Origin of the sequence: Neochlamydia sp. TUME1, assembly GCF_000813645.1 — a bacterium.
Lineage (GTDB): Bacteria > Chlamydiota > Chlamydiia > Chlamydiales > Parachlamydiaceae > Neochlamydia.
This window is the reverse complement of sequence record NZ_JRXI01000156.1, coordinates 1-15,209: the sequence shown is the minus strand read 5'-3', so window position 1 is coordinate 15,209 and position 15,209 is coordinate 1. Positions and strand designations below refer to the sequence as shown.

Annotated in this window: 13 protein-coding genes; 4 read left to right on the top strand and 9 right to left on the bottom strand. The window is 38.5% G+C overall.

All coding sequences use genetic code 11. The features are described 5' to 3' along the window. Positions 1-3 precede the first annotated feature (3 nt). Together DB41_RS07660 and serS are read right to left on the bottom strand one after the other, a co-directional pair. A complete protein-coding gene (locus DB41_RS07660; RefSeq protein ID WP_039386085.1) occupies positions 4-1,281 on the bottom strand; it encodes a M18 family aminopeptidase in 1,278 nt (425 codons plus the stop codon). A 365-nt stretch (positions 1,282-1,646) separates the two neighbouring features. Continuing rightward, positions 1,647-2,924 carry a serine--tRNA ligase gene (serS, locus tag DB41_RS07655; RefSeq protein ID WP_039386084.1) on the bottom strand — a complete coding sequence of 426 codons (1,278 nt, stop codon included), beginning with the start codon at positions 2,922-2,924 and terminating at the stop codon, positions 1,647-1,649. 285 nt (positions 2,925-3,209) lie between these two features. Here serS and DB41_RS07650 point away from each other — a divergent pair, with 285 nt between their 5' ends. Further along, positions 3,210-6,122: an insulinase family protein gene (locus tag DB41_RS07650; RefSeq protein WP_162180934.1), complete on the top strand. Its 2,913-nt coding sequence runs from the start codon at positions 3,210-3,212 to the stop codon at positions 6,120-6,122. An 82-nt stretch (positions 6,123-6,204) separates the two neighbouring features. On the opposite strand, the gene DB41_RS07645 is transcribed toward DB41_RS07650, so the two are convergent. Beyond that, positions 6,205-7,227, bottom strand: coding sequence for a 1-acyl-sn-glycerol-3-phosphate acyltransferase (locus DB41_RS07645; protein WP_238578466.1), 1,023 nt, complete (start codon positions 7,225-7,227; stop codon positions 6,205-6,207). 17 nt (positions 7,228-7,244) lie between these two features. Continuing rightward, a complete protein-coding gene (locus DB41_RS07640; protein WP_039386082.1) occupies positions 7,245-8,783 on the bottom strand; it encodes an Rne/Rng family ribonuclease in 1,539 nt (512 codons plus the stop codon). A 533-nt stretch (positions 8,784-9,316) separates the two neighbouring features. Between DB41_RS07640 and DB41_RS07635 the strand changes: the two genes are divergently transcribed. The 3 genes from DB41_RS07635 to plsX are packed head-to-tail and all read left to right on the top strand — an operon-like array spanning position 9,317 to position 11,032. Beyond that, positions 9,317-9,784, top strand: a complete 468-nt coding sequence (locus DB41_RS07635) for a DUF177 domain-containing protein (RefSeq protein WP_039386093.1) — start codon at positions 9,317-9,319, stop codon at positions 9,782-9,784. 31 nt (positions 9,785-9,815) lie between these two features. Next, positions 9,816-9,995, top strand: a complete 180-nt coding sequence (gene rpmF, locus DB41_RS07630; protein ID WP_039386081.1) for a 50S ribosomal protein L32 — start codon at positions 9,816-9,818, stop codon at positions 9,993-9,995. Between the two features lie 20 nt (positions 9,996-10,015). Further along, entirely contained in the window at positions 10,016-11,032 is a 1,017-nt protein-coding gene (gene plsX, locus DB41_RS07625) for a phosphate acyltransferase PlsX (protein ID WP_155117617.1), read from the top strand. A gap of 142 nt (positions 11,033-11,174) precedes the next feature. Here plsX and DB41_RS07620 read toward each other — a convergent pair whose 3' ends face one another. The 5 genes from DB41_RS07620 to DB41_RS07600 form a co-directional block, all read right to left on the bottom strand. After that, entirely contained in the window at positions 11,175-11,633 is a 459-nt protein-coding gene (locus DB41_RS07620) for a LexA family transcriptional regulator (RefSeq protein WP_042243092.1), read from the bottom strand. Positions 11,634-11,751: 118 nt separating this feature from the next. Next, positions 11,752-12,435: a lysophospholipid acyltransferase family protein gene (locus DB41_RS07615; protein WP_052244006.1), complete on the bottom strand. Its 684-nt coding sequence runs from the start codon at positions 12,433-12,435 to the stop codon at positions 11,752-11,754. Next, positions 12,432-13,595 (bottom strand): lipid-A-disaccharide synthase, encoded by a 1,164-nt coding sequence (lpxB, locus tag DB41_RS07610; protein WP_039386080.1) that lies wholly within the window; start codon positions 13,593-13,595, stop codon positions 12,432-12,434. Before lpxB ends, DB41_RS07615 begins: the two co-directional genes overlap by 4 nt. Continuing rightward, positions 13,585-14,289, bottom strand: a complete 705-nt coding sequence (locus DB41_RS07605) for a lipid-A-disaccharide synthase N-terminal domain-containing protein (RefSeq protein ID WP_052244005.1) — start codon at positions 14,287-14,289, stop codon at positions 13,585-13,587. Before DB41_RS07605 ends, lpxB begins: the two co-directional genes overlap by 11 nt. Further along, positions 14,286-15,002 (bottom strand): glycosyltransferase, encoded by a 717-nt coding sequence (locus tag DB41_RS07600; protein WP_039386079.1) that lies wholly within the window; start codon positions 15,000-15,002, stop codon positions 14,286-14,288. The genes DB41_RS07605 and DB41_RS07600 overlap by 4 nt, the downstream gene beginning before the upstream one ends. Between the last annotated feature and the right edge of the window lie 207 nt (positions 15,003-15,209).

Here is a 15,209-nt window from a genome sequence, read left to right as displayed (position 1 = left end):
AAATCAACTTTGCAAAAAAGCTGCTAGCAAGCGACACATTTCTAGATGATCCTGGGTAGCAATAAGCTCACGAGCAGAGTGCATACTTAGCTGGGGTGAGCCTATGTCAACTGTTGTAATGCCTGTTTGAGAAGCTTGGAGGGGACCAATGGTAGAACCACAAGGAATATCATTGCGACATGAAAAGAATTGATAAGGAATGACATGCTTTTCGCATAAATGGACGATGCTAGCTGAAGATTGAGCGTCGCTGGCATAGCGTTGATTTGCATTGTATTTAATTACAGGTCCTTTGTTCATTAAAGGAGCATGACGCGGATCGTGTTTTTCCATGTAATTGGGATGCAAGGCATGGGCTAAATCTACAGATAAGCATAAAGATTGAGGTAAAAGAGCCAAAAATTGTTCTCTAGAAAGTTTTAAAGCTATGGCTATACGTTCTAAAACCTGTAAAAGAAAAGGGGAGTCAGCTCCCTGGGCTGTTTTTGAGCCTATTTCTTCATTGTTCCAAAAAACAGCTAAATTCAGAATATTTTTTTGCGGATGGCTGGTTTTAAGGGCTGTCAAACCTGCATGCACGCTGGCCAAGCTATCTAGGCGATAACCGCTAAGCATTTCAGGGCCTATAAGTTTAGCTTTCTCTAAAGGATATAAGAATAAATCATGGCTCAAGATATACTCGAAAGAATCTTTTATATTATCTTCTAATATTTTCAAAAGGTATGATTGCTGAGGATCTGCATCTAAAGCGGCCAAGGCTGAAAAATGCTCTTGTTTGTTAAAATAGGAGCCCTTTTCATTAGCTTCACGGTCAAGGTGGATAGCAAGTTGAGGAATGATTAATGGATAGCTATCAATATTAACTAACGCCTGTTTGATTGCATTATTAGAATGAGCTAAAAAGACCCTTCCCGCTAGGCCTAAGTCTCGGTTAAACCAGGAGGTGAGAAGAGGCGCTCCATAAATTTCGGTAGCAAGCATCGTCATATTATCACGGCGAAATTCAGGGTTAGGCTTTAATTTGAAGCCAGGGCTGTCTGTATGTGAGGCAATAAGGTGGGCTTTTTTGAACGATTCTTGAGGAGTGATAAAAGCACAAATTGAAGACCCATTACGTTTAAGAAAATAGCCTTTGCCTTTTTCTAGTTCCCATTCTTGGGCTTCTTCCAGTTCAGTAAATCCTTCAGCATGGAGAGATCTGCCTATATAATCTACTGCATGCCAAGCTGTAGGAGCTTGATCGAGTAAAAGCATTAAATCGTCAATAAGCGAATGAGACATGAGGGGAGTCCGTTTTTTATATAAGTTAGGGAAAAATGGGTTTTTTAGAATATTTATTCTTTTTGCTTATTGGTGCGGGTAAAAAATAAGAAGTAAGCATAAAAATTTTAATTTATACCTCTCTGATCTGTTTTTATTATTTACCTAAATTTTTCATTCTTGGTTATCCTATCCAGTCTCATTCAAGGAGGTTAAGACAAAGCTACCACACAAATATTTTTAGCATCTGCTGAAAGGCTTTAAACCTTGGAAGCCTACCGGTAACCCCTTGAAAAAAACATGCAGAGATGTGGCTTTTAATTTTCATCTTCTTAACCAAGGTTAGATCATGTTTACTAAGCTTGGGTTTTAAGTAGTTTACCATCTTAATGAGGGACTAACTTTTCTACTCCTAGATAGCTTTGCAATACTTTAGGGATAGTAACGGAGCCATCCGCATTTTGATTGTTTTCAAGCAAAGAAACCATTAAACGTGAGGTAGCTAAGCCAGAGCCGTTGAGGGTATGAACAAATTCAGGTTTTCCTTCCTTTCCTGAGCGAAAGCGGATATTTGAACGTCTGGCTTGAAAATCCGTGCAATTGGAGACAGAAGAGACCTCATAATACCGATTCTGTCCTGGCAGCCAAGCTTCAATATCCACAGTACGAGCTGAAGCATAGGACATGTCTCCTGTTACTAGCAAGGCCATGCGATAGTGAAGTTCTAGTCCTTGCAAAATTTCTTCTGCGTTATTTAACATTTCTTCAAAAAGAAGAGGACTTTGCTCAGGGGAGCAAAAGCAAAACATTTCTACTTTGTTAAATTGATGGACGCGAATTAAGCCTCTCTCGTTAGAGCCTGCAGCTCCGGCCTCCCGGCGAAAGCAGGGCGTGTAAGCAGTATATTTCAGAGGAAGCTCTTCTGGATTTAAAATTTCTTGAGCATGAAGTCCATTTAAAGGAACTTCTGCAGTAGGTATCAAATAAAGATTATAATCTTCATCATGAATTTTAAATTGTTGATTTTCAAACTTAGGCAGTTGCCCGGATCCATACGCAATTTCCCTTCTTACCAAAAGAGGGGGTATCCATTGTTCAAAACCGTTTTTGATTTGAACACTAAGCATGTATTGAATAAGTGCCCACTCTAAACGTGCTCCTAAGCCTCGATACACAGGCCATCCGGAGCCAGAGATTTTGGCGCCGCGTTCAAAATCAAATAACTTTAATTTTTCATTAAGTTCGACATGATTTTTGAAAGCAAAATCAAAATCTCTTTTATTTCCTACCTCTTTAAAGATAACATTCTCCTTAGGATCAGCAGAAATCTTAATATCCTCCATGGGAACGTTAGGAAGCTTAGAAATTTCGTAATTAAAAGAATATTCTACTTGCTGGCATTGATGCTCAAGCGAATGGATCTCATCGGCCATTGAAGCCACTTCTTTAACCATTTCACTGGCATCTTGGTTGAAGCGACGCATCTCTCCAATTTTTTGAGAAAATTCATTGCGTGTGGCCTTTAAAGCCTCTAATTGTGTTTTTAGAGTACGCAATTGCGTATCCAGATCCATCACAATAGTTAAATTGATGCTAGGATCTTTTGTTTTTAGTTTAGCCTCTATTCCTTTAGCATCTTTGCGTAGTAGCTTAATGTCCAGCATAAGGGATAACATCCTCGATTATTTTTTTCGTTTATTATAAAATGTAAAACCTTTAAAAGGCAAGGAGAGGAGAGAAGAAGCAAGCGAGACTTGTTTTAGCTAGGACAGACGTCGCCTCTCTTAAACTTAAACTTTTTTAATTCTATTTTCTACTCTTCTATTTTCTCAATTTTTTCTTGAGTCTCTTTGGCCGATCCCCTATATTCGATTTTTTTTAAACCTTCTACCATCAAAGCTATGAAGATCAATTATTTAATAATTACCTTAGGATATATAGGCTCTTTATTGAGTTTCCCCCTTTTACCAGCGCTGGAAAATAAGGGCTATACCTTGATTGAAGATAAAGCTTTACTGAAGGTCAAAACTCCTACCTTTTCTCAAACGCAAGTACTTAAAATCAAACTTAACAATGGGCTACAAGCCGTTTTGATTTCCGATCCTCAAACAGATCAATCCTCTGCAACTCTGGTTGTAGGAGCAGGTAGTTGGCAAGATCCCGACCCATATCCTGGCCTTGCTCATTTTGTGGAACATATGCTTTTCCTAGGGACAAAGAAGTATCCTAACGAATCAGAATTTCAACGTTTTATTACAGAACATGGCGGATTTTCTAATGCTTTTACTGCTAATGATCACACCGCTTATATGTTTTCCATCGATAATGAAGCTTTTCCTCAAGCGCTAGATCGCTTTGCCAGCTTTTTTAAAGAGCCTTTATTTAACGTGTCAGGGATTGTGCGAGAATTGAACGCTATTGATCAGGAATATGCTAAAAACTATGAAAACGATGACGTTCGCGAGGTGATGGTCATGAAGCATATACAGAATCCTCGACATCCTAATTACCGTTTTAACATAGGAAATTCCACTACTTTAAAAGCCGCTTCGCAAGAGATCTTAAAAGCATGGTATAACGAGCATTACAGCTCTAATATTATGCGTTTATTACTTGTATCTAACTTACCTTTAGAAGAAATGACACGGTTAACGGTTGATGAATTTGGTGATGTCGCTGATAAGCATAAGGTTTGTTATGTTCCTCCTATGGATCTAAACAATCCTGACATGGAAGCTAAACTTTTTTATATCACCCCTATCCAAAATATACGCAAATTAACGTTGGTGTGGGATTTACCCCAAGAATTTGCTGAAATGAAAGATACCTACCCTGATCGTTTGATTTGCCAGGTATTAGGACATGAAGGTAAGGAGAGCTTATTAGCGCAATTGAAACGTGAAAAATTAGCAGAAAATTTAGGATGCAGCACTTTTAATCTAGGAGAAAAAAATTTAGTTTTGTTTGTGCAAATGGATCTTACCGATAAAGGAGTTCAATCTATTGATCGTATAATCTTACGTTGTTTTCAAACTCTAGCGCTGATGAAAGAAAAGCCTTTTCCTCGCTATATCTATGATGAGGTTAGACAAATTAACTTACTCAACTATGAATATCAACAACGCGAGGAGGTGTTTACAGCGGCTATGAAAAATGCCGACTTTTTAGTTAGAGAAAATATAGCCACTTATCCTGAGCAAACTAAAGTGATTCAAAAATTTAGCCAGGCAGATGTTCAGAATTTATTGGACTATTTGACTCCCTCCAACTGTCGTTTTTTAATTCAAGCACCCTCTTCCTTGACCGGAGTAGAACCTACCCATCAAGAAGAGTGGCTACAGGTGGCTTATGCAATGAAAACTATAGAGCCTTTTAAAATGCAAGAATGGGCATCTGCTACCCCTATTGCTGAGATTACTTTGCCTCCTCCCAATCCTTTTTTACCTAAATCTTTGGATTTGCTTCATGCCGTACCTAGCAAGGAGACACACCTTTCCCGTCTGCCTCACCCTCACCTCATTGAAGACTCAGAACATGGTACGATTTACTATGCAAAAGATCAGCATTTCCTTATTCCTCAACTTTATTTGAATTTTAATATTAGAACTCCTGCGATAGATATAGGGGATGCTAATAAAATTGTGATGGGCGATATCTACATTAAAGCAGTGGAAGAAAATCTTAGCAAATTTAGCTATGCGGCCACTGTGGCAGGTTTAAATTTTAGTGTGGCACGTACCGAGTATGGGCTAGCTTTCAAAATCACCGGTTATAATGACCATGCTTTTCTTTTATTTGAAGAAATTCTTAAACAGCTAAAAGATCTAAAGCTTTCAGAACAAGCGTTTAAGATAATTAAACAATCACTGCTAAGGCGTTATCAAAACTTTAATAAGAGAGCCCCTTTAAAAAGAGCTAAAGAGCTCTTTCAACAAACGATCTATAAAAAATATGCCGCGGAGCATCAGAAAATAAGCGCAATACGTAAACTTTCCTTTGCTAAGTTCCAGGAAGATGTCCAGTCGTTATTTAAGCAGTCTTTTGTTGAAGGATTGATTTATGGAAACGTCACTGAAAATCAGGCTAAAGAATATGCAGATAACTTAATCAAAACTTTAGATAGCGCACCTTATCCCAAGCAAATGCACAAACACGCTGAAATCATTGATTTATCTTCAGCGGAAGGCCCTTTTCTCTTGGAAATGAAAATTCCCGTCCAAGGCAGTGCCACTTTATTAGCTATCGAAAATTCTAGCTTTACACTTAAAGAACGTGCTGCCCAACAGATATTGATGAAAGCGATGAAGGAGCCCTTTTTTGCTGAGTTACGTACCCGGCAGCAGACAGGTTATCTTATTTCTAGCGCAGCCGAAGAAATTGAACGTAAACTATTTCTAGCATTTGTGGTACAATCTAATACTCATGATCCTCGCGATCTTTTAGCGCGCTTTGAACTGTTTATTGAAAGCTTTTTGCAGGGAATTGATAAAAACTATTTAACTCCCAAAAATTTTGAAATAATTAAAAATTCTCTTTTAGAAGAGCTTGAGAAACCTCCCCATAATATGGAATCCTTGGGAGCTCTTTTACATAGCTTAGCCTTCAAGTATGAGGGGCGTTTTGATTGGATAGATAAACGAATTCAAGCGCTTAGAGCACTCACGCATGGTGAGTTACTAAGCTTTGCGCATGCCTGTATAGGCAAAGACAATAAACGCCGTCTAGGCTTGCTTATAAAAGGGCACATGGATAAAGCCAAGGGGCTTTATTACACTCTGATCAATACGCCTGAGCAACTTAAGCAAAAAAGTACATTTTCCTCTAGCTGGGGAAATGAGGAAAAGGAACGTAAGCTTGAATGATTAAAAGCATTTTAAATCTTTAAAGATAATAGGAGGGCGCTACTAGGATATTGGTTATAGAGGGAAACCAATCAGATGCTTGCTATGAGCTTGCTTGTAAAGGGTGGAGAGGGGCGCAGCTTCTGGTAAGACAGTACTGCTGCATAACAAGCTCCCAGATGTATTGAGCACGAGCTATGCGCCTAGTTTTTTTATCTAAGTGTTGGCTCCCAGGAAAATTAATCATATCTATTTCCTGTCCAAAAGATAAATGTACTGGAGCGCATTTTGCCTGGCGCCTTTCTCCTAATTCTTTCTCGACACTTTGAGGAGGCGGTAGTAAATCGTATGTGGACAAGCTTAAAGGATAAAAATGGGCTTTTTTCCCAGAATGCTGAGCCATTAACCAAAACATCTCAATACTATGGGCATCAAAAGGAGCTATTTCTACTTGGCCGGTATTTATATTGGCACGGTCCCTGCCGCCACTGGGGGCAACATAAATGCATTTGCCGCCTTCAGCAAGCAGTTGGCTCATTTGATGCATGACACGTTGATTATAAAGAAGCTTTTCTTGTTTCTTTTCGGGAGGATTTTCTACATGTTTTTTAGAAAAAATACATAATAAATTACATCCTTTACTAAACGGAATGGCTAGAGGATCAGTAATGACTCGATGTCCCGCTACAAAAATCATTTCCTCCGCTAAACGAGTATGGTCTTTTTCTAGCATTAGACAAATAACTTGAGGATCAGGTTCAATTTGGTGATTAGCTAATAATATAACATTTTCTTGATTAGCTAAATGCGTTTCAATTTCTTCAATATATCGAGCGTGGTGGATTTTAGAATGAGCAAAAGCAATAAGAGGGCGCATCATTTCTAATCCCAGACGGTAGTAGTCATAGGGAGTGCGAATGGCACGATGATAAGGCTCAAATGCATAAGGTTGTTGGTTTTCCTGAATGACAAATTGTAGATATTGGGTGATAATAGGTTCATAAGCTGACATAGGCTTATTATTTTCAGTGACAGCTTGAGTAAAACTTAGGTAAAAGCCTTCAAGAATTTCATATTGTTTGGAGTTAAGGGCTTCCTCACTTTTTAGGCTCTTCAATAGTTTCATGTAGCCCATGCCAAACCTCAGACATCTATTTTTTTATTATTTATCGTGGATAGGAAATGATAATCGTTGATGTGCATATTGTCATCAGTAGCAATTTGAAGGTGCGCATTTAATTCTTCGGCCAGCTTAAATAAATACTGTTGGTCAATAACTTTTAAGTATTTTTCTAGTTCAGGATGAATGATCAGTTTTAAAGCAAACTGCTGATGGCATCCAATTACTTTTTTAAGGGCCCTTTCAATCTCGATAGAGATGCTTTCGTGCGTTTTAACAAGGCCACTGCCTCCGCAATAAGGACAGCTGCAGAAGATAGTCTGGTGTAGAGAACCTCGATTACGTTGGCGTGTCATTTCAACTAAGCCAAATTCGCTCATTCCTAAAATTGTGCATTTTGCCGAATCCTCTTTCATAAATTCTTTGAGGCGTTCTAAAACTCGGCGTTGATTTTTACGTAAACGCATATCGATAAAATCGCAAATGACTAACCCTCCCACGTTGCGCAAACGTAATTGCCGCGCAATTTCTTCCGTAGCTTCTAAGTTGATCCTTACTAACGATTCTTCTACGTCTGTCTTGTTACTAGAGCTTCTCCCAGAATTGACATCGATCGTATGCATGGCTTCAGTACGATCGAAATAGAGGTAACCCCCGCTAGGTAGCCAAATTTTACGGCGTAAAGTTTTCTCTATTTCCCTCTCTACATTAAAGCGTTCAAACATAGGTACTTTATCCCGATAATATTCGACGCATAGAGCATGCTCATTGGCGTAGCGGCTGTATAAGCGCTTGCATGTTTGATAAACGTTATAGTCATCTACCAATATTCTTTCATAACGTTTATCGACCGCATGGATCACTGCACGCTTGATAATATCGGATTCAGCAAATAGAAGAGTGGGTTCACTGGATTTCTTGAAATTCTCCATGATATTATTCCAGGTGTTGAGCAAATCATTAGCTTCTTCAATCAACATCTCAGGAGTGGCAATCGCGCTAGCCGTTCGACAGATTAAGCCCATATCTTTGGGCATTTCAAAAGCGCGAATTAACTTTTTTAATCTTTCACGCACATTGCGATCCTCAATTTTACGAGAAACACCCCGGTGAATGGAGTTGGGAAGCAGGACTAAATAGCGCCCGGCGATGGAAATGTTAGAGGTTAAACGTGCACCTTTTGAACCAATAGGCTCTTTGACCACTTGTACTAGAACATTCTGGTCAATTTTCATGACCTGCTCGATATCTAAATTTTGCTGCTGCTTATCGTCTAGAGTTTTGATGTCATAATCTAGATCAAAATCCATCTCATAGACTTGCTCGAATTTTTTAGTGTTTTCAATGATGTCAGAGATGTGAATAAAACCATTTTCTCCTTCATTAATATCAATAAAAGCAGATTGAATGTTATGAAGAATATTAGTAACTTGGCCCCGGTAGATGTTGCCCGTTAACTGTCTTTCTTTTTTTCTTTCTACGATTAAGTCATGTAGTTGGCCATGGCGCAGATGAGCATAGCGGATTTCTTTGGATTCAATATTTAAAAGGATTTCGTCCATTGTGATTACCTAATTTTGGACGAAAAGTGTTTGAGCTAAGTCGTGGGATGTCTAGAGATCAATAGGCTAGGATCATTTTATCTTAAGCGTCTTTCATGATTATGTATGAAAAACATGATAGCTTTGCAAAACTGTAGGAGCGTCCTTGCCTGGCCAAAAGCTTACTCAAGTGATCTACCAAAGACAATAAATGCCTGGATACATGTTGAACTTTTATGGTATTAACATCCTAGCATTTAGGCTATTGAAAAAGCCCTTACACCTTTCGTGATTTAAAGAGCTATCATAGCCGATAAACCTGTTATTAGCTAGAAAAAAGAGTAAGGTCGATCATTCCAATAAGCTTCTTTGGAAAATGGATAATAGAAAAGCAACCCTCTAATTTTTAAAAAATTAATTGCTTAGGCTATAAGGTTAATTTTTAGACCAAGATGAGTAGAAGTGGATGGTTTTGGCAGACTTTAGCAAGCTTAGGAAAGCTAGGCTTGCTTTTTTACTGGATAAAAATCAACTCTTTGAGTAGAATTTTAAGAATGAACGAAGCATTTAAAATATATGTTGAACAACTTAGAGATGGCCATGCAGAAGCTATTGTTGAAAAGCTTGGCCCTGAGTTTTTAGATATTCATGAAAAAGAGTTAAGCTTTGTTGACCCAGTGGTCGTAGAAGGGGAAGCTTATTTAGCAGAAAACGATTTGGTCTTACATTTTGACATTCAAACGTTTGCCACTCTCCCGTGTGTGATCTGCAATGAAGCGGTAAAAACACCGATAAAATTAGAAAATTTTTATCATACCGTGCCGGCAGAAGAAATAAAATCGGGAATTTACAACTTTCAGGAGATGCTAAGAGAAAACATTTTGCTGACCGCTCCTTTTTTTGCGGAATGCAATAACGGCCAATGCCCTCATCGGGGCGAGCTTAATAAATTTTTTCGAGATAGCGATTCTCCCGACGGTAATTCAGAAGATGAAGGGTACCGTCCCTTTGCCCACTTATAAACTTTATAATTTGATGAGGAGTTAACACCCCATGGCAGTACCACGTAACCGTCACTCTAATGCCCGCAAAAATTCTAAGCGCGCACACCATGCAAAAAAGCCTAAACAATTAGCTAATTGCTCTAACTGTCAATCTCCTAAGCTGCCGCATGTAGTTTGTCCTTCTTGTGGACAATATAATGGGCGTGTTGTCATGGCTCGAAAAGCTTAGTTTAAAGGAGAACTTGAATATTGCGCATCGGGATTGATTTAATGGGGAGCGATAGCTCGCCAACGATAATTTTTGATGCTCTTATTCAAGCGCTTGATCAATTAGATCCCTCTCTTAGGCTTATAGCGTTAGCTACTCAATCCGTTATCGACGAGCATAGGGCTAAAGCAAAAATAAGCCTGCCTGCAGAAAAGTTCAATCGCTTAACTTTTTTACCTGTGGCCAATTTCATAGAAATGGGGGAAGACCCCCTGATTGCTCTACGCCAGAAAAAAAGATCATCGACCGCTGTAGGAATCAAGCTTCTCAAAAAAAAGCAGATAGATGCCTTAGTTTCTGCTGGTAATACAGGCGCTTTAGTTGCTAGTGCTACTCTTTCTTTGCCCAAACTGCCTGGTATCACACGACCTGCTCTATTAGCAACTTTGCCGACAAAAAATGGCTCCTTAGCTATTGTGGATGTAGGAGGCAATGTCTCCTGTAAAGCAGAGCATTTGGTAAAGTATGCTTACATGGGAGCTGCCTATCAAAAATGCACGAGCGGCATAAAAATACCTAAAATTGGGCTGCTGAATATTGGGTCGGAATCTAAAAAAGGGACTTCTGTCGTTCGTAAAGCTTATCAACTTTTAAAAGATGTCTGCCAGCACTCTATAGATGGGGTTCCTTACATGGAATTTCATGGCAATATAGAGGGACGGGAAGTTTTCTATGGAAAGGTAGATGTATTAGTGACGGATGGATTTACAGGTAATATTCTTGTTAAAACGAGCGAAGGACTTGCGGATTTTATTTTTGAATATTTAAGGGAAACTCGGCAGGATCATCCTCTAAACTTTTTACAAGAGCCTTTAGAGTATTTACAAGCTCTTTTCTATTATGCTGAATACCAAGGAGCTCTTTTATGTGGGGTAGAAGGCCTTGTTATTAAATGCCATGGACATTCCAATACTAAAGCTTTTTTTAATAGCATTAAAGGTGTTAGCCATATGATTAAAAATAATCTTTTAATGCAAATCAGGGATGCTTTAAATTGAGCATTTTTCTAATCCATTTAAAACAAGAAAACACTTTTTCTTGATAAAGCTCTTAAAAGCCATGAAATTAAGAGCTTAAGAAAAGCTTGAACATCTTACCGATCATGTCTTTAGTTAAGCTTTCTTCTCTTTAACGTAGCTCTTAAAGAGCGTGAATAACGCTTATTGCTACTCCCCAGATGCGTAATTCTGTATCCTCAGTGATTTCAATAGGGGCATAAGCTTTGTTTTCAGCGACTAGCATCAGCCTATCCGCTACGCGACGTAGACGTTTGACAGTTAATTCACCATTCAAAGAAGCGATAACAATTTTTCCTTCCGAGGGCTCTATGCTTCGATCAACGACTATAATATCATTATGATGAATCCCTGCATTGATCATCGAGTCTCCACACACCTTTAAAAGAAAAGTGACATCCGGTTCTTTAATCAAAAGTTCATTTAAATCAATTCTTTTTTCGATATCTCCTTCACCGAAGGAGGGAAATCCAGCATTAATGCGATATTGGTAAAGAGGTATACGATAAAATTTATTTTGTATAAATTTTAAAATATTTTGAATCTCACTTGCTGGCACTTGAATAGCTTTAGTCTCTTCCATAAATCTTCTACTCTTAAAAAAATAACTGTTTTAATGAATGGTTATGACTCATCATTACCTTGTTGTCAATAGATTTTAGTTGCCTGGCACCCTAAGAATCAAAATGTTTCATCATCATTTATAAAGGCCTATTGCTAAACTTTAGATAAGCTGATTGATCGGTATCTATAAGAGCATTTTCGAGCATATGAGAATAATGGTCTAGATTAATGTGAGCAGGATAGGATATAGGGGAGCCAATCGTCATACAAATCTTTGAAAAAGGCTGAGGAAGCATCATTTTATCCCAACTTTTTAATTGCCATAAGCGGCTAGCTGACCAGCTGAAAGGGAATACGGTAGCAGCTGTCTGTTTAGCTGCTAAAGCAAGACCGGGCTTAACTTGATAACGTGGTCCGCGTGGGCCATCCGGAGTAATTAAAACTATATCTAAACTATTTTTTAATCTGTTGATCATTTCCTTTAAAGCTTCATGCTTTGCATTGTGCTTAACACGTATAGTACGCCCATTTTTAAAACTATTCGCGAATAATGCTAAGGGTTCCCCATCACGACTTTGGCTAATAAAAGCCGTATAATTAAATTGCGGAGTATAGCTCTGAAAAATAGTCGCTACCAACATCAAGCGATTATGCCAAAGCATAAGAATACAATTTCCCTGCTTAGCATGTTTACAAAATTCCTCCAGTCCTTCCAATTGAATGCGACAGGTCATCAGTAAAAGTTTTAAAAAAGCTTTACCGGCATAAGCAAGTACACGAGGGACCAAATAATGAGAGAAATAGCGTTTAATAGATTTCATGATAATAAAGAATGTATAGCTTGCGCGGCATTCTGGCTGGCATGGGTTCCTTGGAAAAGCTCAACAATTTGCTGGCAGCCTTCTAGGCAACGTGCTCTTGAAGAGCCTGCATGAATATCTTCTAGCTCTTTTGCGACCTTCTTAGGGGTAAAACCCTCTGCTATAAGCTCGGGAAATAAGCGCTGGCAACTGAGTATATTAACGATACAATAGTAAGGTAGATTTAATTTAATTATAAATTTAGCAATCAACCAATTAAGGGTAGAGAGCTGATAGACCACCACTGTAGGGCAGCAGTGGAGTGCTAATTCAAGGGTAACTGTTCCTGATTTGGCTATGGCACTATGACTATTACGCATCAAATCGTAGGTGTGTGCTTTATCCACAATAAAAGCATGAAGCAAGCGATGCTTTTTAAGGATCTTTTCAATAAGCGGTTTAAGGGATGCGTTAGAACAAGAGATACCAAATGCCGTAGAAGGATTTTCTTTTTGAAAAAGGAGAGCTGCCTCTAATTGTTTAGAAAGATTATTTTTGATTTCAGCTTCTCGGCTGCCAGGAAAGATGGAAATCAATAAATGCTCGGGTGGGCAAAAGTGACTTTTCCAAGAAGGGGCGTAAAGATGTTGGGAAATATACTCTTGAAGGGGATTACCGACATATTGGACTTTAAGGGAAGTAGGTTTAAAGCTTATGTTTTCAAAAGGATAAATGGTGAGTAACATATCCAATGTTTTAGCCATATGTTGGATACGCTTTTTGCCCCACGCCCATACAGAAGGGCAGATGTAATGGACGAGCTTACCTTTATATCCTGCTTTTCGCAGAGCACGAGCCATGCGTAAATTAAAGCCTGGATAGTCGATGAAAATTACTAATTCAGGACAAGTGCTTAACACATAATCGCGTATATAATAAAATTGTTTATAAAGACTAGGCAAAGCTTTAATGACATCTGAGAAACCCATAACAGCAAATTTTTCCATGGGCATAATGTTGACAATCCCTTCTTCTCGCAAAGCAGGGCCAGCCACGCCACTGAACCAGCAGCTAGGATATAGCTCCTTAAAAGCTTTCACTAAGTGAGCACCATGTAAATCTCCACTAGGCTCTCCAGCAAAAATAAAAAGATGTGGATGGAGATTGTCATTACTTTTCATAAGCCTCCCCACACGTTTCATACGTAGGATTTTTAGAAAGAAGCATAAGATTACGAATATAAGGGACAATGCCTAGAGCAGGGCCTATAATATTAACCGGATCATAGATCCGAATAAAGTAAACGATTGAAAAAGAAGCTCCTAAAAGGCTAATCCACCAAAATGAAGCGCCGAGTTGGCTTGTATGCGTCTTTTCAACTTGCCACCATTGTATCCAAAAACGACAATTGAATAGAAGGAGGCCTATAAAGCCAACAATATGCCAAGAATTATGGATAGGCAAGCTATTAGAACTCCATGCATGACTAGGTAAACGTAACCAGGCAGATTTATTCTCGGCTAAGTAAAGGTGCTGAAAATAAAAAGCACAAGTCGTTAGTACCAGAAAGCCTAGCATGATTTCTATCACCCTTACTGTGGGCATGCCCTGGGAAGTCTCTTTCATGAGATTAAGATTACGCCAGGAGATAACAGCATTTATGACTTGAACAATGCCTACATGAAATTGCATCTGGATAAAGGAATGAATAAGTAAAAGGAGATTTCCCAGCAGGGATAGCTTCCAAAAAAGAGGCGTAACTACACTTTTTCTACTAATTTCGCTTCTAAGCCATTGAATGATAAAGCGTGCTCCAAAAGCTAAGGAGGCTATAAATCCTAAGGGATAAAAGATTTCACGCCACTGCTCGTTCATGGTAATTCTTTATTAATCTGATATTTTAGCTGACGTTTTTTCATCCAGCGTACAGCTGCAAGATCTGCAATCGTATTAAAAGATCGATTAAAAAAATTATATTTAGTTTTGCCTTTTATACGCTCGCGGTGGTTAACAGCAACTTCTTGTACTTCCAATCCTTCAATTTTAAAAAGGGCCGGAAGAAAACGGTGCATGCCATTATACATTTTGATTTTATGCAAAGCAGAGGTGCGATAGATCTTTAAAGAGCAACCTGTATCGCTTACGCCATCTTCACAAATTGAACGCCGAATCAAGTTAGCTACTGTGGAGATAAGCTTTTTTGACAAAGGGTCTTTACGATTGACGCGTACTCCACATACCAAGTCACAATTGTTGATTGCTTCCACGAGTTTAGGAATATCTGCAGGATCATTTTGTCGATCTCCGTCTAAGGTGATTACAAATTCTCCTTTAGCGGCTTTAAAACCTGCGGCAAAGGCGCTAGATTGTCCATAGTTTTCTTTAAAAATTAGCAGCTTTAGATAATTTTTTTTATGCAATAAGTGAGTTAAAAGAGCAAGCGTTTGATCTGTAGATCCATCATCTACACAAATAAGCTCCCAAGGTTTTTTTAAACTGAGCATGATGGGCTCAAGTTCTTCAATGAGCTCAACAATATTGTCCTCCTCATTTTTAAGAGGGATAACGACTGAGTATTGAATGGTCATGGATAGCTTAGGCTTTTAATGAATAAGAAAGCATCATATCATCTTAAGGTTTACCTAGACAAGAAGTTTTTTAATAGGAATCTAAAGTTAGGCAAACCTGGCGAGATTAAGCAAAAGAGGAATAAAAAATGCTAGCCTTAAATTATCTTCCTCTTCTTGCCTGGCATCCTGTAAAAGAGCTTAAAATGCAGTTATAAAGCTAAAATT